Annotated in this window: 24 protein-coding genes; 16 read left to right on the top strand and 8 right to left on the bottom strand. The window is 37.5% G+C overall.

Annotation, left to right across the window (positions count from 1 at the left end; genetic code table 11):
• Positions 1-26 precede the first annotated feature (26 nt).
• Positions 27-2792, bottom strand: coding sequence for a tetratricopeptide repeat protein (locus J7E57_RS17075; protein ID WP_215132256.1), 2766 nt, complete (start codon positions 2790-2792; stop codon positions 27-29).
• 110 nt (positions 2793-2902) lie between these two features.
• Here J7E57_RS17075 and J7E57_RS17070 point away from each other — a divergent pair, with 110 nt between their 5' ends.
• The 9 genes from J7E57_RS17070 (at position 2903) to J7E57_RS17030 (ending at position 10311) form a co-directional block, all read left to right on the top strand.
• The gene (locus J7E57_RS17070; protein WP_215132258.1) at positions 2903-3127 is read left to right on the top strand and encodes an AtpZ/AtpI family protein; all 225 of its coding nucleotides are present in this window, start codon (positions 2903-2905) and stop codon (positions 3125-3127) included.
• A gap of 195 nt (positions 3128-3322) precedes the next feature.
• Positions 3323-3712 carry a hypothetical protein gene (locus J7E57_RS17065; RefSeq protein WP_251029953.1) on the top strand — a complete coding sequence of 130 codons (390 nt, stop codon included), beginning with the start codon at positions 3323-3325 and terminating at the stop codon, positions 3710-3712.
• Between the two features lie 14 nt (positions 3713-3726).
• Entirely contained in the window at positions 3727-4857 is a 1131-nt protein-coding gene (gene atpB, locus J7E57_RS17060; protein WP_215132259.1) for a F0F1 ATP synthase subunit A, read from the top strand.
• A gap of 42 nt (positions 4858-4899) precedes the next feature.
• A complete protein-coding gene (atpE, locus tag J7E57_RS17055) occupies positions 4900-5112 on the top strand; it encodes an ATP synthase F0 subunit C (RefSeq protein ID WP_025144011.1) in 213 nt (70 codons plus the stop codon).
• Between the two features lie 89 nt (positions 5113-5201).
• Positions 5202-5696: a F0F1 ATP synthase subunit B gene (locus J7E57_RS17050; RefSeq protein ID WP_029279570.1), complete on the top strand. Its 495-nt coding sequence runs from the start codon at positions 5202-5204 to the stop codon at positions 5694-5696.
• 61 nt (positions 5697-5757) lie between these two features.
• The gene (gene atpH, locus J7E57_RS17045) at positions 5758-6297 is read left to right on the top strand and encodes an ATP synthase F1 subunit delta (protein ID WP_215132260.1); all 540 of its coding nucleotides are present in this window, start codon (positions 5758-5760) and stop codon (positions 6295-6297) included.
• Positions 6298-6433: 136 nt separating this feature from the next.
• Positions 6434-8008 carry a F0F1 ATP synthase subunit alpha gene (gene atpA, locus J7E57_RS17040; protein ID WP_116248760.1) on the top strand — a complete coding sequence of 525 codons (1575 nt, stop codon included), beginning with the start codon at positions 6434-6436 and terminating at the stop codon, positions 8006-8008.
• An 87-nt stretch (positions 8009-8095) separates the two neighbouring features.
• Positions 8096-8980 carry an ATP synthase F1 subunit gamma gene (gene atpG, locus J7E57_RS17035; RefSeq protein ID WP_215132261.1) on the top strand — a complete coding sequence of 295 codons (885 nt, stop codon included), beginning with the start codon at positions 8096-8098 and terminating at the stop codon, positions 8978-8980.
• A 203-nt stretch (positions 8981-9183) separates the two neighbouring features.
• Positions 9184-10311: an ATP-binding protein gene (locus J7E57_RS17030; protein ID WP_215132263.1), complete on the top strand. Its 1128-nt coding sequence runs from the start codon at positions 9184-9186 to the stop codon at positions 10309-10311.
• Between the two features lie 53 nt (positions 10312-10364).
• Here the strand turns inward: J7E57_RS17030 and J7E57_RS17025 are convergent, their stop codons facing one another.
• Entirely contained in the window at positions 10365-11072 is a 708-nt protein-coding gene (locus tag J7E57_RS17025) for a hypothetical protein (protein WP_215132264.1), read from the bottom strand.
• Between the two features lie 226 nt (positions 11073-11298).
• Here J7E57_RS17025 and J7E57_RS17020 point away from each other — a divergent pair, with 226 nt between their 5' ends.
• The 4 genes from J7E57_RS17020 to J7E57_RS17005 all read left to right on the top strand — a co-directional run bounded on the left by J7E57_RS17020 (position 11299) and on the right by J7E57_RS17005 (position 14406).
• Positions 11299-12063: a 5'-nucleotidase, lipoprotein e(P4) family gene (locus tag J7E57_RS17020; protein WP_215132265.1), complete on the top strand. Its 765-nt coding sequence runs from the start codon at positions 11299-11301 to the stop codon at positions 12061-12063.
• A gap of 57 nt (positions 12064-12120) precedes the next feature.
• Complete coding sequence (locus J7E57_RS17015; protein WP_029278686.1) at positions 12121-12339, top strand: hypothetical protein; 219 nt, start codon at positions 12121-12123, stop codon at positions 12337-12339.
• Between the two features lie 589 nt (positions 12340-12928).
• Positions 12929-13822, top strand: a complete 894-nt coding sequence (locus J7E57_RS17010; protein WP_215132266.1) for a DUF4349 domain-containing protein — start codon at positions 12929-12931, stop codon at positions 13820-13822.
• Positions 13823-13908: 86 nt separating this feature from the next.
• Positions 13909-14406 (top strand): hypothetical protein, encoded by a 498-nt coding sequence (locus J7E57_RS17005; RefSeq protein WP_215132268.1) that lies wholly within the window; start codon positions 13909-13911, stop codon positions 14404-14406.
• A gap of 191 nt (positions 14407-14597) precedes the next feature.
• Here the strand turns inward: J7E57_RS17005 and ruvC are convergent, their stop codons facing one another.
• The gene (gene ruvC, locus J7E57_RS17000; protein WP_215132269.1) at positions 14598-15185 is read right to left on the bottom strand and encodes a crossover junction endodeoxyribonuclease RuvC; all 588 of its coding nucleotides are present in this window, start codon (positions 15183-15185) and stop codon (positions 14598-14600) included.
• A gap of 41 nt (positions 15186-15226) precedes the next feature.
• On the opposite strand from ruvC, the gene J7E57_RS16995 reads away from it, so the two are divergent.
• The 3 genes from J7E57_RS16995 to J7E57_RS16985 are packed head-to-tail and all read left to right on the top strand — an operon-like array spanning position 15227 to position 18460.
• The gene (locus J7E57_RS16995; RefSeq protein WP_215132271.1) at positions 15227-16204 is read left to right on the top strand and encodes a lysylphosphatidylglycerol synthase domain-containing protein; all 978 of its coding nucleotides are present in this window, start codon (positions 15227-15229) and stop codon (positions 16202-16204) included.
• Complete coding sequence (locus tag J7E57_RS16990) at positions 16182-17318, top strand: glycosyltransferase family 2 protein (protein WP_215132272.1); 1137 nt, start codon at positions 16182-16184, stop codon at positions 17316-17318. The genes J7E57_RS16995 and J7E57_RS16990 overlap by 23 nt, the downstream gene beginning before the upstream one ends.
• Positions 17318-18460: an ABC transporter permease gene (locus J7E57_RS16985; RefSeq protein ID WP_215132273.1), complete on the top strand. Its 1143-nt coding sequence runs from the start codon at positions 17318-17320 to the stop codon at positions 18458-18460. Before J7E57_RS16990 ends, J7E57_RS16985 begins: the two co-directional genes overlap by 1 nt.
• A 61-nt stretch (positions 18461-18521) precedes the next feature.
• Here the strand turns inward: J7E57_RS16985 and J7E57_RS16980 are convergent, their stop codons facing one another.
• The 5 genes from J7E57_RS16980 to J7E57_RS16960 all read right to left on the bottom strand — a co-directional run bounded on the left by J7E57_RS16980 (position 18522) and on the right by J7E57_RS16960 (position 23402).
• Positions 18522-18974, bottom strand: a complete 453-nt coding sequence (locus J7E57_RS16980; RefSeq protein WP_215132274.1) for a ubiquinol-cytochrome c reductase iron-sulfur subunit — start codon at positions 18972-18974, stop codon at positions 18522-18524.
• 35 nt (positions 18975-19009) lie between these two features.
• The gene (locus tag J7E57_RS16975) at positions 19010-19957 is read right to left on the bottom strand and encodes a DUF5777 family beta-barrel protein (RefSeq protein ID WP_215132275.1); all 948 of its coding nucleotides are present in this window, start codon (positions 19955-19957) and stop codon (positions 19010-19012) included.
• A 6-nt stretch (positions 19958-19963) separates the two neighbouring features.
• Positions 19964-20506: a YceI family protein gene (locus J7E57_RS16970; protein ID WP_215132276.1), complete on the bottom strand. Its 543-nt coding sequence runs from the start codon at positions 20504-20506 to the stop codon at positions 19964-19966.
• A gap of 58 nt (positions 20507-20564) precedes the next feature.
• Positions 20565-20933 carry a cytochrome c gene (locus tag J7E57_RS16965; protein ID WP_215132277.1) on the bottom strand — a complete coding sequence of 123 codons (369 nt, stop codon included), beginning with the start codon at positions 20931-20933 and terminating at the stop codon, positions 20565-20567.
• A gap of 390 nt (positions 20934-21323) precedes the next feature.
• Positions 21324-23402 (bottom strand): M16 family metallopeptidase, encoded by a 2079-nt coding sequence (locus tag J7E57_RS16960; RefSeq protein WP_215132278.1) that lies wholly within the window; start codon positions 23400-23402, stop codon positions 21324-21326.
• Positions 23403-23429 lie beyond the last annotated feature (27 nt).

Raw genomic sequence — 23429 nt, 5'->3', positions numbered from 1 at the left:
TTCTCCACCAGCTTAAACCATATTGCTTATTTGTAATTGTCTTTTAAAAACTCCAGGTACTCGTTAATGCGCGATCGGTCTGTTAGCTTTTCGAAGTTTTCTTTGCTGATGATAAAGCCTTTATATAAGTTGGCTGGAACTTTCATAATGTTCTTTAACTGGCCTGTAATGCTTGATTCGTAAATTTTGGCATCTTCAAGATCGATAAAACTCGTAATGTAAATCAGCTGATCATTATCTAACTCTACCAATTTATGTTCCAAATCATTATCGGGGTAATTGCCACGGTTAAACTGACCTATGCCGAAACGGGATGAACTTAAGGTTAAAGTTGCGTCGGCAACATCGATCACATAATAATACTCTTCTGATTTAGTCGCGCTAAAAATGCTGGCTGGTTTGTTAGGATTGGCCGGTTTAACCTCAGCAGGTTTAGATACAGAGGTAGGCTCTGCTGTTTTTACAGTGACATTATCAGTTACTAAGGGTTTTGTTGGAACGGCAATTGGTGTTGCCTGACTTACAAAACGTGGCGCATTTGGATCAAAATCGATAAGAGCAAGCGGCCGTTGTTTAAACTCTTCCAAATTTGCCTCAATATATTTTAAATGATCGCGGACCAATGGGGTAATAATTTTATCGTTTGGATAAAGCGTTGTAATCAAATTAAATTCAGTAAGCAGCGCATCAACCTTAGCGGTGCGGCCGACAGCAATTGCTTTTAAATAGGCATACTGTGGTGCTAAATCATTATTAGGGAAAGCCGTAATGTTATCATCAGCCTGTTTTACTACCCCTGGATAATCTTTTTTCGCATAAGCATCAAAGGCCACATTGTAGTTGTTAATGGCAATGTTTTCCATTTCTGTTTGTTTGGCCGAGTATGATGGATCTAAGATATTCTTTGCAAAATTAGATTCAGGGAACTTAGTGAGCACCAATTGTTTATACTGATCTGATTTTACTTCATCAACACCCTTGTAATTTAGATGTAAACTGTAGTAAATGGCAACTAAGTGGTTATTGTCCGGATATCTTTTAATCAGTTCCAGGTAAATCTTATTTGCTTCTGCTTTGTCGTTTAGCTCTTGTTGATAGAAGCTGGCGATTTCGAAATAAGCATCAATGATTTTTTGATCGGAGGTAGCCAATAATGCGGGAGTGGTTGGCAAACCATCCAAAAATTGTTTTTCTAATGTGGTTTGGTCTACAGCCGTTTGATTCGTTTCTCCATTTGCAGGCGTGATTCCGGTAGCTACATTCCCACCAGCTAAAACCTGATTGGTTTCCTGGGCTGATGAACGGATGCTTTGTCGCCAGTTATCTTCCAGCTGTCTGTTGCCCCAGCGTTTTTTGAAATCGCCAAAACCATTGCTTATTGCAGCATTGTTATTAAAGTAAAAGGTGTTCCCCGCAGTATTATTCGGAGCATTTAACGATCGATTTGGGAAGTCAGGATCATTTAAATATTGATTGCTGATTACCCCTCCAGTATTGCTCACTTCAACTTTAGGTGTTAAATAGGCTTTAACCTTAGCCTCACGTTCGCCTGCAGGAAGTTTGGCAATAGCCTGAGCAGTGTCTTCCTTAGCAATAATGGTATACCTATCAGTTAAATATTTCAGGTTATCGGCTTTTTTAACAATGTTGTCGTAGTCAGGAAAGTTTTTAGGTAAAATCATCACCGTACTATCGTAATACAGTTTTGATTTAATGTAGTTGTTAAACGCTTTAAAATTTAAGTCGGCAATTCTTAAATAGGACAATGCCTTTTGAGTTTGGTTCCTGGTGCTTTTTGCAACAGATTTGTGGTAATTTTCTTCAGCTTTTACAAAGTTTCCTTCAGCGGAAAAGAGCTCTCCAACCTGATAATAAATCTGATCGGTATAATCGAAATTCTTATCATCTTTTAACAAAGCAAGCAGCTGTTCTTCCTTATTCAGTTTTACGCCACTGAGCAATGCCCTTAGTTTAATGCGGTTTAAATTGGCATGAAAATACATCTCGAACGGTGCGTTGCTTTTTTCAACCTTGGTGAAATTGGCATAAGCATCCTGAAGATTTTTCTCTTTCTCCTGCAATTGGGCAAGGATAAAGCGCCAGCGTATACGCAGCTGTTTTTCTGCCGGAAGCGCAATTGCCGATTCTAAAAAAAGAATAGCCTCTTTATTGCGTTTTTGATAAATACGCATTTGAGCGGCAGTGGCTAAAGGTTCTGCCAGATCTTTCTTCAGCTCGTCGGAAGCACGTAACATGGTATCAAGAATTTTATCGGCCAGTACCATATTGTTCAGTTGCATTTGGCTACGTGCTTTCCAGTTCATCGCCATAATGAATGTTTTTAAATCGCTGTTATAGGTTTTTGCCGTATAATCGAAATATTCTGATGCGATAAAATAATTGCCTTTTAAATAATTTGCTTTACCCAAAAGCATATAGGCATCATCAATATAATTACTAAAACTTTTATCGTTTATAACAGTTTGTCCTTTGGTAATAACGTCATCGAGCTGTTTATTGGCTACCCCTGGTGTAAGCACCAGATTTACCTGTGGTTCAGGATCGAGGTAAACAGGCAGTGTTTTTTCATAATTATCGGCATAACTTTGTAATAAGCTCTCATTGTACTCAGTTAGTAAAACATTGGAGTTGTAGATATAGTTATACCTTGCCGTTAAGTTTTGAAACCTGCGATCTACTGCCGTATCTTTATTTGCGACACAGCCATAAATAAGGAGGACACTTATAAGGATGAAGAAGGGATTTAAGTTTTTGTTAGCGTAATTTTTCAAGTATGATAAATCTCTTAGGTGGAAATACAATAAACAATATATGTAGAAAAATATTTTATTTGGCAACAAATTTTAATTATTCAAAGTTAATTTAATTATTGCATTAAAAAATGGAAAATCCGAAAGAAGAAGATACAAAGAAAAAGGTAAATGCAGCCGCCAAATATTCTGCTATTGGCTTCCAGATGATTGCTACCATTGGCCTGCTTACTTTTATAGGTTACAAGATCGATGAGCGTAGAAACAGTAAAACTAACTTAATTACTGCTGCTTTTGCTTTGGCAGGGGTAGGGATTGCTTTATACCAGGCCATCAGGCAGGCCACTAAGCCGTAAGTTTTCAATTGGCAGTTTTCAGTGACTACGTCAAACAATTAATCAATTTGACAATTCAGCAAAGGATATTTACCTCAGTTAACCGATTACCAGTTTAAACACTTCACCATTCCAACAATAATTCTTTTCTCACTACTTACTTGATACTAAAAACCTTATCTTTGCCGAAGTTTTTATCTGCTAAGAAATTATACATTGACTCTAGCCAAATTTACCAGTATCTATTTCATTTTCGTAGGCCTATTAATAGGTGTAATTGCCGTTTTACCTGTCGTATTTCCTGATCAACAATTGTTCGTAAATAACTTTTGGGTGATGTTTGGCTTTTTAGCCGGTATCACTTACGTGGCTTATATGTTGGTTGATATTGGTGTAAAACGTGATCCTGAGGTTGGTATTATGGCGATTATGGGATCAATTGCAGTGAAGATGATTTTTTGTATGGCTTTTGTATTGATTTACAGTATAAAAGCGAAGGGAATTGGGCTTGTATTTCTGCTTAATTTTTTTTCTTTATATTTATTGTTTACGGCCTTTGAAATTTACTGTTTGTTACGTAACTTGCGCCACCAAAATTTAAAGTAAAAAACTGCCAATAAATGGATTGTAACCGAGTTTTTGTGTCTAAAGTTAAAAGGCTAACTATTGTTTTTACGCTTTTAATCGCGTTTTTATCTATCAAAATTGATACTTTCGCTCAGGTTGATAGCGCTGTTGTTCCTGTTGATAGTGTTGTAGCCGGATCTGCCGAAGCCGTTTCTGGTGAGCATGGCCCTGCTAAACATGGTGAAGAAAAATTCGAGCCAACTAAATTGATCATGGAGCACATTGCCGATTCGCATATGTGGCATCTTTGGGGGCATACTTCATTGCCTCTTCCAGTAATTTTATATACCGCTAACGGTTTAGAGGTTTTTTCTTCTGGTAACTTCCACCATGGTGAGCATGATTATAACGGTAAATACAATAACTATCGTTTAGAGGAAGATCATGTAAAGGTAGTTGGTGCTGATGGAAAGGTTGATGAAGAAGCAAGTAAATCTGTTTTAGACTTTTCTATAACCAAAAACGTTGCTGCAATGTTTGTTGCGATTTTTGTAATACTTGTAATATTTATTTCTGTGGCAGCTTCTTATCGTAAACGTGTAGGTAAAGCACCAAAAGGTTTGCAGTCTTTTATGGAGCCAATTATCGTTTTCGTGAGAGATGATATTGCTAAGCCAAACATCGGTCATAAATATGCTAAGTTTATGCCTTATTTATTGACTACGTTTTTCTTTATTTTATTTAACAACTTATTTGGTTTAATTCCAATTTTCCCGGGTGGCGCTAACGTTACGGGTAATATTGCCCTGACTTTTGTAATGGCGCTTGGAACTTTAATCATCGTAAATATTAATGGTAACAAATACTACTGGAAACACATTTTTAAACCAGATGTTCCTTTTTGGTTATATCCGATTATGATTCCTGTTGAATTAATTGGGATCATTTCTAAGCCGTTCGCTTTAATGGTTCGTTTGTTCGCTAACATTACTGCGGGTCACATTATCGTATTAAGTTTAATATCCTTAATTTTTATTTTCGAAACATTGGCTATTGCCCCGGTTTCAGTTGCATTCGTTTTATTTATGGATGTATTGGAATTACTGGTAGCGTTTTTACAAGCCTTTATTTTTACATTATTAACTGCCTTATTTATAGGTATGGCAGTAGAAGAACATCATTAATAGAAAACTATTTTTTACAAATTAATATAAATTAAATTAGTTATGGTAGGTTCAATCGCGGCAATTGGTGCCGGTTTAGCAGTAATCGGTGCAGGTATCGGTATCGGTCAAGTAGGTGGTAAAGCAATGGAAGGTATTGCTCGTCAACCAGAAGCTGCATCAAAAATTCAGACTGCAATGATTATTGCTGCTGCCCTTATCGAGGGTGCTGCTTTATTCGGTGTGGTAGTTGCATTATTAGGCTTAAACGGTTAATAATCACTGAAAAAATTAAGGTTGGGTATTTAACGATTGGTTATTTACCCAGCCCTATTAAAAAGATTGTTTTTTAAAATTAGATAAAAATGGAATTAGTAACCCCAAGCATAGGATTGGTTTTTTGGACGTCGATAGCATTCATCCTTTTATTGCTATTACTTAGAAAATTTGCATGGAAACCTATTTTAGGTGCTATTCACGAACGTGAGCAGAGCATTGATGAGGCACTTAACAAAGCTGAATTAGCCAAACAAGAAATGGCTCGTTTAACCAGCCAGAATCAAGATTTGATGCAACAAGCTCGCGCAGAACGTGATGAGATTTTAAAGGAAGCTAAAACCTTAAAGGATGGTATCTTAAACGAAGCTAAAAAACAAGCTCAGGTTGAAGGTGCTAAATTGATCGAGAAAGCTAAAATCGAAATCGAGAACCAAAAGAAAGCAGCTTTAGCTGAAGTTAAAGATCAGGTTTCTTCATTATCATTAGAAATTGCAGAACGTGTTTTACGTACGCAATTGGATGATAAAGCAAAACAAGAAACTTTAGTAGCTAACTTGTTAAAAGACGTTGAATTAAACTAAGCGTATTGCGTAAAGCGATGGGCGTGCTAAACGCTAACCGCTAAACGCCAACCCAAAAGATATGTCAGAAATTAAAGTTGCAAGCAGATACGCCAAATCATTAATAGACCTAGCCGTTGAAAACAATGCGTTAGAAGCTTCTTATAATGATATGGTTTTGTTTGAGAAAGTGGTTGATGAAACCCCTGAACTAGAAGCAATATTAAAAAACCCGATTGTACCTTTAGATAAAAAGACGGGTATTTTGAACGGTATTTTTGCTGATAAAGTAAGTAAACTAACCATCTCGTTTTTCAAGATTGTAGTAAGCAAAGGCCGTTCGGCGATTTTATTTACCACTGCTAAACAGTTCGTTCAACAATATAACTTAATTAAGGGTATTGTTACTGCTGATGTAACTACTGCAAGTGCACTAAGCCCTGCAGCTAAAGAGCAGATTATTGCGATTGTAAAACGAGAATTAAACGCCAACCAGGTTATTGTTAACGAAAAAATTAACGAAAAATTAATTGGTGGTTTTATATTAAAAGTTGGTGATAAGCAATTTGATGCTAGTATCGCCAGCGGTTTAAGTAAACTGAAAAAAGAATTTGCGCAATAGCGCGTGGCGGTAAGCGTCTAGTGGAAAACGCCATACGACAAACGCCAAACAAATAGAATTGCGTAAGCGGATGGCAAATAAATGCCAAGCGCCATGCGCCAAGCAAAAACATTTACAAAAAGATATAATTAAAATTATGGTAGAGGTAAGACCAGACGAAGTATCGGCAATTATCAGACAGCAATTGGCGGGCTTCAAATCAGAAACCGAACTGGAAGAAGTTGGTACCGTGTTGCAAGTGGGCGACGGTATTGCCCGTGTTTACGGTTTAACTAAAGTTCAATCGGGAGAATTAGTTGAATTTGCAAACGGCCTACAAGGTATTGTATTAAACCTTGAAGAAGATAACGTTGGCGTGGTACTTTTGGGTGCTTCAGACGAGATCAAAGAAGGTGATACGATTAAACGTACCAAAAAAATTGCCTCTATTAAAGTTGGTGAAGGTATGCTTGGCCGCGTAGTGAACACTTTAGGTGAGCCTTTAGATGGTAAAGGTCCAATCTTAGGTGAAACTTACGAAATGCCTTTAGAGCGTAAAGCACCAGGTGTAATTTATCGTCAGCCGGTAAATGAGCCTTTACAAACTGGTATTAAAGCAATTGATGCAATGATCCCAATCGGTCGTGGTCAACGTGAGTTGGTTATTGGCGACCGTCAGATTGGTAAAACTGCCGTTTGTATCGATACTATTATCAACCAAAAAGAATTTTATGAAGCAGGCCAGCCTGTGTTCTGTATTTATGTTGCTATCGGTCAGAAAAACTCTACTGTAGCTAACATTGTACGTACATTAGAAGAAAACGGCGCTTTACCATATACAGTTGTTGTTGCTGCTTCGGCTGCAGACCCTGCTCCAATGCAGTTCTATGCGCCGTTTGCAGGTGCTGCAATTGGTGAGTTTTTCCGCGATACAGGTAGACCAGCTTTAATAGTTTATGATGATTTATCTAAACAAGCTGTAGCTTACCGTGAGGTATCTCTATTACTTCGTCGTCCGCCGGGCCGTGAAGCTTATCCAGGTGACGTTTTTTACTTACACAGTCGTTTGTTAGAAAGAGCTGCGAAAATCAACTCTAACGATGATATCGCAAAAGCGATGAACGATTTACCTGAATCGATCAGACATATCGTTAAAGGTGGTGGTTCATTAACAGCTTTACCGATTATCGAAACTCAGGCAGGTGACGTATCAGCATATATCCCAACCAACGTAATTTCGATTACTGATGGTCAGATCTTCTTAGAGTCGAACTTGTTCAACTCAGGTATCCGCCCGGCAATTAACGTAGGTATCTCGGTATCACGTGTGGGTGGTAATGCGCAGATCAAATCGATGAAAAAAGTAGCGGGTACTTTAAAGTTAGATCAGGCTCAATACCGCGAGTTAGAGGCTTTCTCTAAATTCGGTTCTGATTTAGATGCTGCAACGAAATCGGTTTTAGATAAAGGTGCACGTAACGTACAAATGTTAAAACAAGCTCAGTTTACACCTTTTACAGTTGAAAAACAAGTAGCTATTGTTTATGCAGGTACTAAAAACTTAATGCGTAGCGTACCGGTTGATAAAGTAAAAGAATTCGAAACTGAATATTTAACGCAATTGGAATTACGTCATCCAGAAACTTTAGCGGCATTAAAAGCTGGTAAATTTGACGATACCATTACAGGTGTTTTAGATACAGTAGCAAAAGAGATTTCAAGTAAATACTAATTAGATACAAGTAGCGGGTATCAAGTATCAAGATTGGGTTTGTTCACCTATCTTGATACTTGATACTTAATACTCGATACTTAAAAAATGGCTAATTTAAAAGAAGTAAGAAACCGGATTGCATCGGTACAATCAACGCAGCAGATTACCAAGGCTATGAAAATGGTTTCGGCAGCTAAGTTGAAACGTGCTACCAATGCAATTATCGCTTTACGTCCTTATGCAACTAAACTGAAAGAGATTTTAGGTAATCTATCAGCAAGTTTAGAAGGGTCTTCATCGCCTTTTATACAAGAGCGTGAACCTAATAAGGTTTTAATTGTAACGGTATCATCAAACCGTGGTTTGGCTGGTGCTTTTAACATGAACGTGATTAAAGCGGCCAACAATTTAATTGCTGAGAAATATAGCGAACAGTTGAAAAACGGTAATGTAAGCATTATTTCTATCGGTAAGAAAACTCAGGATTTTTACGAAAAACGTAATTATAACGTAATTGGTAATAATAACGAAGTATACGCTGCTTTAACTTTCGAAAACGTAACCAAAATTACCGATGCGATTATGGCCGGTTTTATTAAAGGTGAGTTTGATAAAGTGGAGGTTGTTTACAATCGTTTTAAAAATGCAGCGGTTCAGTTTATTACAACTGAACAATTATTGCCTTTACCAAAAGCAGAAGAAACAAAGGTTGAAAGTAAAACAACCAATGTTGATTACATTCTAGAGCCTTCGCAAGAAGAGATTGTAGGACAGTTGATCCCTAAATCAGTTAAAATTCAGTTATACAAAGCCGTTTTAGATTCTCACGCTTCTGAGCACGGCGCACGTATGACATCAATGGATAAAGCAACTGAAAATGCTGGAGAATTATTGAAAGCCTTAAAACTTTCATACAACCAGGCTCGCCAGGCAGCAATTACAACTGAGTTAACTGAGATTGTAAGTGGTGCAGCAGCATTGAACGGATAACATTTAGTTTGGAGTTGGGCGTTTTTAGTCCTGAATCCGATAAGATATAAAGCCCATTTCTTAATTGAAATGGGCTTTTTTATTATTAATGTAATATCTAATCCGAAATTATTATAATTTTTATGGATTGAAATCCAAAATTATTATGTTTTTTATGGATTGTAATCCAAAATTATTATACTTTTGTATGATAATTATTGGCTATGATCGTTAGGAAACAATTAGATTATGCTTTTGCCAGGCTCTTTAAGGGGAAAGCTTTTATTATATTCGGCCCGAGGCAAACCGGTAAAACTACTTTTGTGGAGCAGTTGCTAGCAAAGGTTAATAAAAAAACATTGTATTTGAATGGAGATGATGCTGATGTAAGGGAAACATTAGCTAAACCGAACGCTATACAGATTGGCCAAATGCTTGGTAATTACGAAGTTCTATTTATTGATGAAGCTCAACGGATAAGTGATGTTGGATTATTGATTAAAATCATTGTAGATCGATTTAAAAATGTTCAGGTAATTGCTACAGGCTCTTCAGCCTTTGAACTATCAGGTAAGATTAACGAGCCTTTAACAGGTCGTAAGTATGAAATGATGCTTCTGCCTTTTTCTTATGCCGAACTGGTAAACGATACCGATTTCATTACCGAAGAAAGATCGCTGGAGCAACGTTTAATATATGGTTCTTATCCTGAAATTATTAACGATCCACAGCATGCCGAAGAGCATTTAAAATTACTTTCCGATAGCTACCTGTATAAGGATTTATTTGCACTCGAGGAGGTGAAGAAGCCACTGTTGTTCGAGAAAATTGTAAAGGCTTTGGCTTTACAGATTGGGAGCGAGGTGAATTTTTCTGAACTAGCACAATTGGTGAAAGCCGACCAGAAAACAGTTGATAAATACATCAGTCTGCTTGAAAAATCTTTTGTAGTTTTTACACTACCAGCATTTTCGGGTAACGTACGCAACGAAATAAAAAAGAATAAAAAGATTTATTTCTACGATACGGGGATTGTAAACGCCATTACACGGAATTTTAATCCAATTGCCAACAGAAACGATGTAGGTGCATTGTTTGAAAATTATATGATTGCGGAGCGGATGAAGTTTTTGCATCAGAATCAAATGGAAGCTGAATGCTTTTTCTGGCGTACAACTCAGCAACAGGAAATCGATTATATCGAAAAAACAGATACGAGGCTTCTCGCTGTAGAATTTAAATGGAATGAAAGAGGTAAAAACAAACTTCCTGTAACCTTTACCCAAGCTTACCCTGAAGCAGAGACACTGGTCTTATCAAAAAGCGAAAGAGGAAGTTTTTTGAATAGTTGATCATTTGTTGATAAAACTAAGATGCCCATTCTTAAATTGGAATGGGCATCTACTTATAAGATCGAGTCATATTTACTCATAACTAATCTCAGATATCCATTTTCTAATTTTTTGCTCACGTTCTTTTCGTTATAAACCGTTGCATTAAATTTAGCTTCTAAAATAGATGTGCCCGACTTTAATTTCTTTAAACTTGTGATTTCAAATTTTGAATTCTTTTGAGCATCAGCGCCTAATTGTGGAGGTCTTCGAAAATCATCTGAACCATATGTTTTAAATCCATCAGATAGGCTTATTGCAACGCCATTTTGTATATTATCCCTACCATAGTCCAGCGCATAATTTCTAGTCCCGACTGTAAATAAATCCATAACATCTTTTGGCCTTAAAATCAGTGATTGTAACATCGATGCTTTTTTATAAGTTTTAATAAATATAACATCGACTTTTTTTCCATCAGTATATATTCCATAATTCCGTGAGTATAAAACAGAATCTTTAATGCCAGATATATAATAAGCGTTATCGACAATTGAATCTACTTTTGAATACGGTTGACTATTACCGGCTCCGGATAAACTGGAATATTCAGACAGCTTATAAGTGATTCCATCAATACTGTAAGAAATGCTGTCGTGTGCATATTCTAAAGGATCTTCTTTTTCGATAACTACCGGAGGTTCAATAATCGGGTTATCCTTCTTGCAGGCTGCAAAGAAAAATAGGGCAATAGCTATCCCTAATAAGTGTTTAAATTTCATAATAATTGATTTTATTTGTGTGTGCTCAAAAGTAGTTATTTTTATAACTAAAATCTTAATTGGTGGGAAATTACTCTGATTATTGTTGTTACTCCGTAGTCTATCTCTTACTTACATGTATTGTATTTAAAGTATTTCCATACAAAATTACTTAAGAGCTGTTTACAAGCTTTTTCAGGCCTGGTTAGTTATCGTCTTTTAATATCTTTGCGGTATAATATCAACAATGAAAAAATACATCATTATCATCTTATCTGCTTTCCCGTTTTTCACAATGGCCCAAAATCCTGCCCGTGATTATACCAATGCAGTGCTTTGGCAGCAAACTTCGGGCGAGTACAGAGCTTTATGTTTTCAGGCCTATAACTTTGCCCGTTTATCATTAAAAGAAACATTATGGGCCGATACCAGCAAAAAGCCAAATTGTGTGATTGTTGATATAGACGAGACGGTTTTGGACAACTCGGCTTTTCAGGGACATGAAATTAAGAAAGGACTGAGTTATGTGCCTGCAGATTGGACCGAATGGACAAACCTAGCTAAAGCTGATACTGTTCCGGGGGCTTTGGCTTTTTTAAAATTTGCTGCATCAAAGCATATCGAAACATTTTATGTGAGTAACCGCGATGAAAAGGATTATACCGCAACATTGAAAAACCTTCAAAGCTTTGGCTTTCCATATGCAGATGATGCACATTTAGTGGTTTCGAAAGGAGCATCAAATAAAGAACCGCGCCGCCAAAAAATAGCAGAAACACACAATATCCTTTTGCTGTGTGGCGATAATTTAAGCGATTTCAGTAACATTTTCTATCGTGAGCAAAAGAATACCTTCGAGCAGGTAAATGCAAACCAGAGCCTGTTTGGAACAAAGTATATCGTGTTGCCAAACCCAATGTACGGAGATTGGGAAAAGCCTTTGTATCAGGGAGAAAAACTTAGTGATAAAGATAAAGCGAAACAAAGATTAGAACGATTAAAAAGTTATTAAGTTTTATAATTATTCAGCAATAAGTATTACTTTTGCAGCATCATAAAAATAAACATTATGGAGAACAACGAATTAAAGCACAATACAGAAAGTATGAAAACGGCTAACCAGCCAGGAATTTATAAATTAATGATTTTTGGTGTACTGGTTTGCATGGTGGGTACTTACGCACGTTTCGCTTATGATTCGTGGCAAGTATCTTTGGCATCCTGGATTGTTTTGTTCATCGGTGCAATTATTGCCATTAAAGGTGTATTCAAAATATTAGACGCATAAGCCAATTGCGATCAAGATATAAAAGCCGGTCATGTTCATTCATGATCGGCTTTTTTGTTTATAGGCACAAATCCATCAGATTTTAAATGGTGCAGCCCTCATTGAGGCTATTAAAAACAATGTTACTTTCTTTTTTTGCAAAGCAAATTCAGAAGCATTTGGGGTACAGCAGTCCCGCCATTTGCTTTAGCCCTGATGAAGAATCAGGGGCTATCGCGGCTGTCGGGTTTAGGATAGAAAGGTCTGCCTAAGTAATTTAAACCTGACAGGAGCGGGCACCGAACGCAGAGAGGTAAAGCAGATGGCAGGGCTTTCGGAACCGATGTACACAGTAACCTGCTTTTCAAAAAAGACACACTTTAAAGACTCCAGGTAAACCTCGTAGGTTTTCAAAACCTGCGAGGTTTATAATAAACGAAAAACCCCTCCAAATTCTCTTCTCGCTACTCTAAACTCTGTATTGGGTTACCTAAATACGATTATGGTATTAAGAGAAAACACAGCGTTAAAAGCTAACCAAAACGCTAAACTTCTAATGGCCATTTGAAGCAAATATTTAAAATGATTAATTTTTTAGAATCACAGAATCATGAAAAGGAATATAATTGCTATAGCCATAGTTTTAACAATTTTTGGCTGCCAAAATGAAAATAAAAAATATGCAAGTGCCGATGCTGTCGACACAAAGGAATTAAACAAAGAATCTGCAGATACTGCTGCAGCCGAAAAAATCATCAAAACTGCAGATATGCGTTTTAGGGTGAAAGACGTTCAAAATACCAAAGAACAGCTTAGCAAAACCATTAAAGCCGAAGGAGGTACTGTTGCAGAGTTCTCAATCGAAAGTACCATCCAGGAAACCGATAAGGTTAAACAATCTACCGATTCGCTAAAAGAAATTACCTCCTATCGTACCCAAGGCTATTTGGTAGCCAGGGTTCCGTCTGAGAAGCTGGATGAATTTACCAATACCATTGCAAAAATGGCGGTTTTTGTGGATAACCAATCGATGAAAATGGACGATCAGAGTATCGCCTATTTATCCAATAAGCTAAAAGCACAGAATCGGGTCGATGCGATCGAAAAGATCAATAAAGTAGCTTCGAAGAAAAGCGCCAATGTAGAATCTTCTCTTTACATCAAAGACGATTATGTAGACAAGAGAATTGAGAATATGCAAATCGACAGCCGTGTAAAATTCAGTACCATTACCCTTAATTTTTATCAGGATAACACCGTTAAAACAATGATTGTGGCCAATGACAATCTGTACGACTACCGTCCGGCATTTATTAACAGACTTTGGTTGGGTATTGTAAATGGTTGGACAATTTTTAAAGAAATCATCATCGCAATTTCCAATTTATGGATGTTGATATTAGTAGGTATTGCAATCTTCTTCACGATAAAATATTTTATTCGTAAGAATAAATTAGCAATGGATGAAGCGACTAAAAATATGATTGATCAGGCCCGACAATAAACAGCTATTTCATTATCGCTCTATGGTCCGTGTTCGCACGGGCCATTTTAAATCAAATAGATTATTTATTAGATAGAAACTTGCTTATGGTTAATGACTTACCAGCCATTGTATTGAGTGAACGTTTTAATGAAAAAGGTATTAAATTATGTCTTTATATTCTTATAACCTTCGTTTTGATTATCTCTTCATGTGTTTACGACCCCCCCAGACCTAGTGTAGAAATTTGGAATAAAACAGATCGTAATCTTACTGTCGAATTATTTTTTGATAAGGAAAATTACAGAGAGTGGTGGTCGGAACATGATTTTAAAGTTTTTCTAACAGATAGTTATGCCCGTGCAGGTAGTGAGCAACACAAACAATTAATTTCTACCGATACCGTAAACCTGGTACAACGTTATTCGCTTTTCCCCGATTCGTATCTTAGTATCGATGGTTGGGGCGATAAAGATGAAACTGTTCTTTTTAATAAGATAAAAGTAATTGAAGGTCAGGATACAATAGTTTATAGCAACATTGTAGAGATTAAAAAGTCATCTGTTAGGATAAGCAGAACAATCAGTAGACTGGAGATAAATTGAGAACATTATTTTTGCATTCCATGGTTCGTGTTCGCATGAACCATTTAAATCAAATAGATTATTTTATCTTCTTAATTAGGAGACTGTATTATAAGTATAGCATTGTCATCCTGAGCCTGTCGAAGGATCTGTTTAAGTTTTCGAAAGCGTTTCGACAAGCTCAACGTGACAAATTTGGATTGATTTCATCACTATTTCTTTGCTTTAACCACTAAACCTTTAACCTTGGTTTTGTTATCGCTTACAAAAGATTCCCAGCCCGAATAGGTTTTAGATTTCCCTCCTGCGGTAATTTTTTGAAAAGAATGGCAAACGGCTACAGCCAACCCGTCAGTAGCATCTAAAAACTCTGGCGTTTCTTTAAAATTTAACAAACGTTGCAACATGGCTGCCACTTGCTCTTTAGTTGCATTTCCGCTGCCTGTAATGGATTGTTTGATCTTACGTGGAGAATATTCCGTTACCGAGATATTTCTGGAGAGTGCAGCTGCAATGGCAATACCCTGCGCGCGGCCGAGTTTTAATAAAACCTGAATGTTTTTACCATAAAATGGTGCTTCGATGGCGAGGACATCTGGCTTGTACTGATCGATTAAAACTACTGTTTTTTCGAATATCCGCTGAAGCTTAAGAAAAGGATCATCTAAATGGGTCATCTTTACTACCCCTAAACTGATCAGTTCTGTTTTATTTCCCTTCTCTAAAATTACGCCATAACCCATCACCGCTGTGCCTGGATCAATGCCCATAATAACCCGTTCCTTTTTTTCGTTCAACATTACAGCAATATTAAGCATATTTGCAAACTAAAAAGATAATCTTGACAGGCAAGAACAAAAAAATATTATCAATCTTCATCAAAGCTGCAATCGTAATATTTGCTTTTTGGTTTATTTACCATAAGCTCGTTGCGAATAAAAATCTGCAGGATTTCAGTGCATTATTAAAAAATATCCCTCAAACAGAAATTATTACGGTAATTGGTATCGTGGTGTTATTGATGTTTGTGAATTGGTTTTTGGAGGCGGGAAAATGGAAATACCTCATGAGCCACATCGAGCCTATCAGTTTTTATCGCGCTATCGAATCGGTATTTTGCGGATTAACACTGGCCATTTTTACACCCAATAGGCTAGGAGAGTATGGAGGAAGGGTATTTTTCCTGTCACCTAAAAGAAGGATTGTAGGCATAGTGGCCATGAGTGTGGGCAGCATTGGTCAACTGGTATTAACGAATGTTTTTGGAGCCATTGCAGCCTGTTTTTTTGTTTATCGTTTTATTCCTATCGACCGTGTACTTTTTATCGCCATGGTATTTCTCGCGGTATTTTTCTGCCTGTTTTTCCTGATCTTCTACTTTAACATCCGATGGTTAAATGGCATTTTGCTTTCATTTAAATTTACCAGGAAATACAAGAAATTTTACAGCATTTTAGCGAGGTACCGAAAAAGGGAACTATTCAAAATCATAATCTATTGTTTTGTTCGCTATTTGGTGTTTAGCTCGCAATACTTCATCTTGTTTGTATGGTTGGTACCAGGTTTGCATTATGTAGATATCATCATGATGACCTGTTTGCTCTTTTTGGTACAATCGGCATTACCGTCACTTGATCTTTTTGATGTGGGTATCAGGAGTGTTACAGCTGTTGAATTATTTAAACACGTAACTGATCAACATGTGGCTGTTATTGCATGTACTGCAAGTATTTGGCTCATAAATATTATAATTCCTGCTATCTTAGGCACTTATTTCGTTTTTAAACTCAATTTTTTTGGAAATCTTAAATCTAATTAGTCTGGTATCTGCTGCTTTAACCTTAATCTATGGTTTTTTAGTCCTTAATTTTATCAGAGGATGGCATAACCTGGTTTATTTTACACCACAAAAGTCCGATCCTCAAACCAAAGTTTCTATCATTGTTGCTGCAAGGGATGAGGAAGCTAATATCACCAAAACCATTGATGACCTGGTTGCACAGCGATACCCTAAGGTTTTAACCGAAATTATTATTATCGATGACCATTCTACCGATCGTACGGCAGAAATTGTGTTAAGTTATACAGACCGGAATGTGAAACTGATTAAGCTGAATGAAGATAGGGCCCTGAATTCATACAAAAAAAAGGCTATACAAACTGCAATAGGAACTTGTTCTGGCGATCTGATTATCACTACTGATGCCGATTGCAGGATGGGCGCAGATTGGCTGGCTACCATTGTAAACCTATATGAGCAGAAAAATTATAAAATGATCTCCTCTCCAGTAGCCTATTTTCAGGAGAAAAGTTTCTTTGAGCGCCTGCAGTCGTTAGAGTTTCTATACCTGATCGGCTTGGGGGCCTCTACTATTGGCAATAGGGAACCCTCTACCTGTAACGGAGCAAATTTAGCTTACGAGAAAACAACCTTTTATGAAGTTGGTGGCTTTCAGGGTATAGATGACCTGGCTTCAGGTGATGATGAGCTACTGTTGCATAAAATTGCTGCCAAGTATCCTGATCAGATCGGTTTTCTCAAAAATAGAGAAGCCATTGTGTATACGCATGCAAAAGAAACCTTGGGCGCATTTATTCAACAACGCAAACGTTGGGCTTCTAAAAGTACCCGTTATAAAAATAAGGCTATTATCGTATTAGGGGTTCTGATTTGGATCTTTAACCTCACTATTCTGGCAAACTTTATCACCGGGCTGTTTATTCCGGGTTTTTTGACCATTACATTTTATCAACTATTGGTTAAAATGATTTTAGAAACCTTATTTTTATGGGATGTAACCGGCTTTGCAAAAAGGCGCAGTTTACTCATTTTAATCCCAGTTTTAAATGTGCTGCATGTGCTTTATATGGTGTACATCGGCATTGCTGGAAACAGCGGAAAATACAATTGGAAAGGCAGAATGGTTAGATAATGGATAATAGCCCATCAAAAAAAGTATGGTTAAAGTTTAAACGGAATAAATTTGCCTTCGGCGGATTGGCCTTTATTTTACTTTTGATGGTAATGGGTATTTTGGGTTATTTAATTATGCCTGATGATTCTCCAAATGCGAACGTTCAGATTCTCCAGTTAAACAAAAAGAAACCAGGAAGTACATTTACGTTTTTAATTATAAGTAGGAGCCCGAAAGTAGAAAAGCTTAACTTTTTCGAAAGAATGTTAAACGGGCAAACACCAACTTTTAAAAGTATCCCGATTACTTCTTACAAGATAAAAGATAAAAATGTTTTTGTACAGGAATATATTGGCGAGGATGAAAAAGCCAGGGAAACGAAGTATGAACTTAAAGATTTGTGCCCTTCTTGCGTAGTACCTTCCAAAATAGGTAGCCCGCAGGCGCTTTTCGAAAAAAATAACATTTATAAAAAGACTTATATTTTAGGCACAGATATTTACGGACGTGATTTATTAAGCCGGTTGATTTTAGGTATCAGAGTTTCGTTATCTGTAGGTTTAATGGCCGTGCTCATCTCTCTTTTTATTGGCGTGAGTTTAGGAGCCATTGCTGGCTATTTTGGTGGTCGCGTAGACGCAGCCATCAGTTGGTTTATGAACGTAGTTTGGTCACTGCCCTCGTTACTGTTGGTAATCGCCATATCATTCGCTTTAGGCAAGGGTTTTTGGCAGATTTTTATTGCGGTAGGCTTATCAACCTGGGTCGATGTAGCAAGGTTGGTACGCGGACAGGTAATGGCTTTAAAAGAAGTCGAATTTGTAGAGGCGGCAAGAGCCTTGGGCTTTAGCACGAGCAGAACCATTATCAAACATATACTACCGAACATCGCGGGGCCAATTTTAGTTGTTGCCTCATCAAATTTTGCCTCAGCCATATTGCTGGAAACAGGGTTAAGCTTTTTAGGCTTTGGCGCTCAACCACCTATGCCAAGCTGGGGGAGCATGATTAAAGAACATTATGGTTATATCATTATGGATGCAGCCTACTTAGCTGTTTTGCCCGGTTTAGCCATTATGTTTACTGTTTATGCCTTTAATGTGCTGGCCATAGGCTTACGAGATGCATTTGATGTAAAAGGACAGAATGTAACTGTTTAATCATTGTCATAAAAAAAAGCAGTACCAATTATGATACTGCTTTACCCTTAAAAACAAAAACTTATGCTGTGGCAGTCAGTATATTTCCTGAAACAGTAAGCGGATAAACTTTTAGCACACTCGTGGTGCCACCATCATTTGGTTGGGCCAAAATGCTACCCGAAGTGGTATAACGCGAACTATGCAGGCCACATTGAATGTAATTGCTGGCCTGGATAAAACTCAATGCACCGCCCTGGTGTGGGCAAACTGCTTGTGTGGCCACAAACGAGTTGCTGGCATTCGCCGGTGCGATACGAATAAACAATATGCTGTTTACAGTGATAGATGCGCCAACGGTTAGTAATTGCGTACTCAGATCTACACTTGCGGTAGTACCCGAAGGAACACCACTACCATTAGGTTTGTCGGGTTCTGGGGCATCACTTTTTTTACCGCAAGCAGAAAAGCAAGCGCCGGTGCAAACCATGGCAACACCCAGCCCCAATGATTTGATAAATTCGTTACGTTCCATAATTGTTTAGGTTTTTATTTTTGGTTGAATTTGATCTACTTTGCTTTCTTCTTATCGAAAGAGAACCTTCGGGCAATACTAAAACCCCAACGGTATTGTCCCTTCAGCCAAGAGGTATTGGTATCGGTAATAAATTGCGATTCCTGTATGGCCGTGGCATTAGTGAAATTAAGGTGGAAAATATGACCGCCAGTTTCAAACTCAAGTCCGGCACCAAGTGTCTTGTAATATTGCGTTCCCAAGGTGTTTTCGAGGTAGGCTTTTTTATCTTTATCTCTGAATGGAATAGTATAATCGGCAACAAAAGCCATCCGTTTAGTGATCTTAATACGCCCACCAACAGACAGTGCAAGCATATCGTTCTGGTCTCCAAAAACAGTAAAGTTGCGGTGTACGTACGATGGCATGACCAGCATCGAGAAGTTCGAATTAAATTTACGGGCAATTACAGCTTGCACCACATAGGTCAAACGATCTTGAAATTTGCTGTAAGCATTCACCGCTGTCGGATCAGTTGAAGCTTTTACGGCTGCAATGGTTGTACTGCCAAACAATGTTACCGCTACGGGTACTTTTTCATCATCTGTTTGTTCCAGTAACCGATATTTTAAGTTTCCTTCGTACAATTGTGTTACAACTCCGGCGCCTTTTGCCCTTGCTAAGCCTACAGAAAGTTTATCGCTGATTCCATATTCAAAGCCAATGCGGATGTCGGTAGATTGATCCAGACCGAAAAAGTTTTTAATTCCGCCACCAGATCCGGCAATGTCTCCAAACCGGTGATCTACCCTGAAATCCATCTCGTTTTTGTAAATGGTTTCATTGGTTTGTATGTTAATGAGTTTGGTTGCTTTAAATGTGGCCTTTACATTCTTTTTTTCTATAGGCATCTGCAATGCATTTTCGAGCGAATCCTGTGCAGAAGCAACTATTGGTAAACAAAGGGCAAACAAGTATAAAAGTGATTTTAGATGATATTTCATAAGGTTTTATTTTTTAGGTTGATAAGTAGCCGTCATTTTTACCTGTATGGTTTCGGCAATTTGTTTGAAAACAATTGTTGGGATTTTGATGGCATGATCGGCAAGTTTTACATTAAAAGCCGAAGTAGCCTTTGCCTCATCAGCTGTGATAACCAGCGAACCTTTAACCTGATATTCTTTGGTAACCCCATGGATCTGCAGGTTCCCTTTTATGGTAATTGGATAAGTGCCTGGTTTCGAAAAATCAATCTGTTCTATAATTTTTCCTTTAAAATCTGAAGTTGGGTATTTGTCGCTTTCAATATAGTTTTCGTTAAAATGTTCCTGCATCAACTTTTTCTTAAACTGAAAAGAAGTATTGTTGATTTTGAAAATGATATCGTTGGTTTTGGTATTGAGGGCTGAAGCGCCTGTTTTGCTCAACGCCTCTATATCTTCAACAGGTGTTGAAGAGAAAAATGAAGAAGTTACATTTTTACTTACCCATATCTGCGCTTTTATGCCTGTGCATAATAACAAGGCTATTAAGGTGAAAAGTAGTTTTTGCATCGGTGTATCTGTTTAAATTTTTAATGGAACCATCTTGATTGGCGTTAATCCTTATTTATTATTCTGGCATGCCTTTATCAACCCAGGCTTGTAATAATTCCCTTTCGTTAGTGGTTATTGATCCACCTCTTGGCATTGTTTTGGTAACTAGAACAGAATTAGCTACACGTGCATCATTTTTTATAGAGGCTAAACCATTCAATGCCCATACTCCTTTCATTCCCCCATTAGGGCCATGGCAGCTGTTACATTTGGTTTTAAACAATGCCCCGGCAAAATTTGTGTAGGTTACATTCGCAGTGGTTACAGGTGTTGGGCCATTGGGTTTTGGAGTTTCGGGCTTTAATTCTTCTGCTTGTTTTTTAGAGCAGGCAAAAAGCAAGGCCGTAATTGCGGCTAATAAAAAGATTGAATTTTGTTTTTTCATAGGTATTTACTTAAGATTAAAAATTGGTGGTAGAGTCATATTTATATCCTCATATTCGATTATGGTACAGGGTAATGGATTTTTTTGTAGGGATGGCCGAATTGTCTTTTGCTTTTACCGATAGGCATAACATGATCAGAAATACAGCAAATAAAATTGCGATAACTTGTTTTTTTGCAGCCATATCCGAATTTTTTAAGATTTATGTTTTGTTTATTTGAAAACTATCGCGGTTTTTGTAATAACCATGGGCTTTTAAATAATTTCTATTGAAATCTTAATCGTTACGTACACTTTTTACAATTGGTTGCCTGCAATAAAAAAAACACAAAAAAAAAGCCGTCCCGATCTAAAATCGGGATGGCTTTCGAGATAAATTGTATCTAAAACCTAATTAAAATCTTCGGTTTTTAATGGAGGATTAATTTTAATGTCTTTAATTACAACTGAAAACTCCTGAGAACCTTGTGGGGTTGCCACCGATTGAGTTAAGGTAAATGGAAATAATACATCGCCAACTTTCTTGTAGTTTGAATATTCTGTAGATTGACTAATTTCAGCCCCACCTTTGGTCGTGGTACTTTCATCTTTTAAAAGTAAACCCGATTTGGTATCGTAGTATTCAGTTTTCTTTTTGCCCGATGGAGAAGTGATATTTAATTTAAAAGCATCAGCAGTACCTACCTTTGCTGTTCCGGCTGCTTCAATTTTCGTTCCATCGGTTGCATAGTAGAGTTGACCGCCATAACCTTTATCATCTTTCTTTTCAGCCAGGTCATCGCCAGTTAATTCAGCCTTTTGGCCCATTTGCATCGCATAACCTGTTTTTCCATTGTAAACCTGTTTCATGGCAGTTTGGCCACCCATAGAAATTTCCATGCTGCTTAAGTTCGGCGCCATGTTTTTAATGGTAACCATAAGCTTTTGACCTTGCATTTCCATTTCACCATTTTGCTGTAAGGAAGTAATTTTTTTAATGGCTTCTTCACCGCCAATGGCTTTAATGTAGTTTTTGATAATTTCTGCAGGCGCAGCTGTTGGTACAGCAGCAGTTTCGGTTGCTTTAACTGCATTCGCATAGTTATCATAAACCTGTGTTTTAAAGCCTGCTTTCGTTAAGCCTGCCGCAAATGCATCACTTTTGCCTACAATAACAATACGTGTATTATCATGGTTAAAGTATTTTTTGGTTACCCTTAAAATATCGTCGGTTGTTACCGCATTAATCTTTTGTAAATAAGTACGGTAAAAATCTTTCGGTAAGTTATTAATTAAGATATTGCTCGCAAACCCTGCAGTTCGTGCCGGATTTTCTAAGCCCAATGCAAACGATCCGTTGAAAAGATTTTTCGCATTCTGTAATTCATCAGCAGTTACCTTTGCCGTGCGGATCGTATTAATTTCTCTTAAAAATTCCACCACTGCACTGTCAACTTTTTCATTTCTAACGGCTGCATTGGCCGAAAATTTAGATTGAAAACGGCCCGAACCTGTGCTAGAATACGCACCATAAGTAAAGCCATGTTTCTCACGGAGGTTATCAAATAACCTCGATTCAGAGCCACCACCTAAAATCTGGTTTGCCAATAAAATCGGGAAATAATCTGGGCTGCTCATTGGCAGGTCGATTAAGTTCACAACTGTAATTTCAGATTGAACAGCATTGCTCACATTAATGATGTCAACTTCTGTTTTGGCAGGATTAACAACTTTAGTAAGTACTGGTAAAGTTAAGGCGGTTCCTTTCCAATCGCCAAAGGCTTTCTCTGCCAAAGCTTTTGCTGCTTCTGGTTTAATATCACCTACAAAAGTTAAATAACCTCTAGATGGGGTAATGTATTTCTTATAAGCTGCTTTTACATCGTCTAAAGTAATACCTGTAATAGAAGCCTCGGTTTCAAACTCTCCATAAGGATGGTTTTTGCCATAGGCCAAAGCATTTACTACACGTGCAGAAATGGCTTTCGCACTTTTCTCATTAGATTTTAATCCAGTAATGGTTTGCGATTTTAGTTTTTCGAAAGATTCTGCGGGAAAAGCAGGTTTACGGATACTCTCCGCCATTAAAGCAAATGCCTCAGGAAAATAACGGGTTAAAGCAGAAGCTGAGCCCCCATATGCCCCTGCACTTACATCAGCGCCAAGCTGATCTACCGCTTCGTCAAATTGTGCTTTTGTTTTAGTTGTGGTTCCCTCGTTTAGCATACTGCCCATCAAACCTACTACGCCTGCTTTAGCACCTTCAGTAATGGGACCTGCATCGATACTATAACTTGCTGCTACTTTTGGTAGTTTATGGTTTTCTACCACCAAAACAGTTATGCCATTCGCTAATTTATAAATCACAGGATCGCCAACGGTAATAATGGGTGCCGGACCTGGTTTTGGTTTGTGGCTTCGGTCTATTGTTTGTGCTGAAATACCTTGAGCCAATAAGGAAACTGCAGCTATAATGAATAATTTCTTCATGTTTTTAATAATTAAAATGAAAAAGCG

The organism is Pedobacter sp. ISL-64 (assembly GCF_018613605.1).
Classification (GTDB): domain Bacteria; phylum Bacteroidota; class Bacteroidia; order Sphingobacteriales; family Sphingobacteriaceae; genus Pedobacter.
This window is presented reverse-complemented; position numbering and strand designations above follow the sequence as displayed.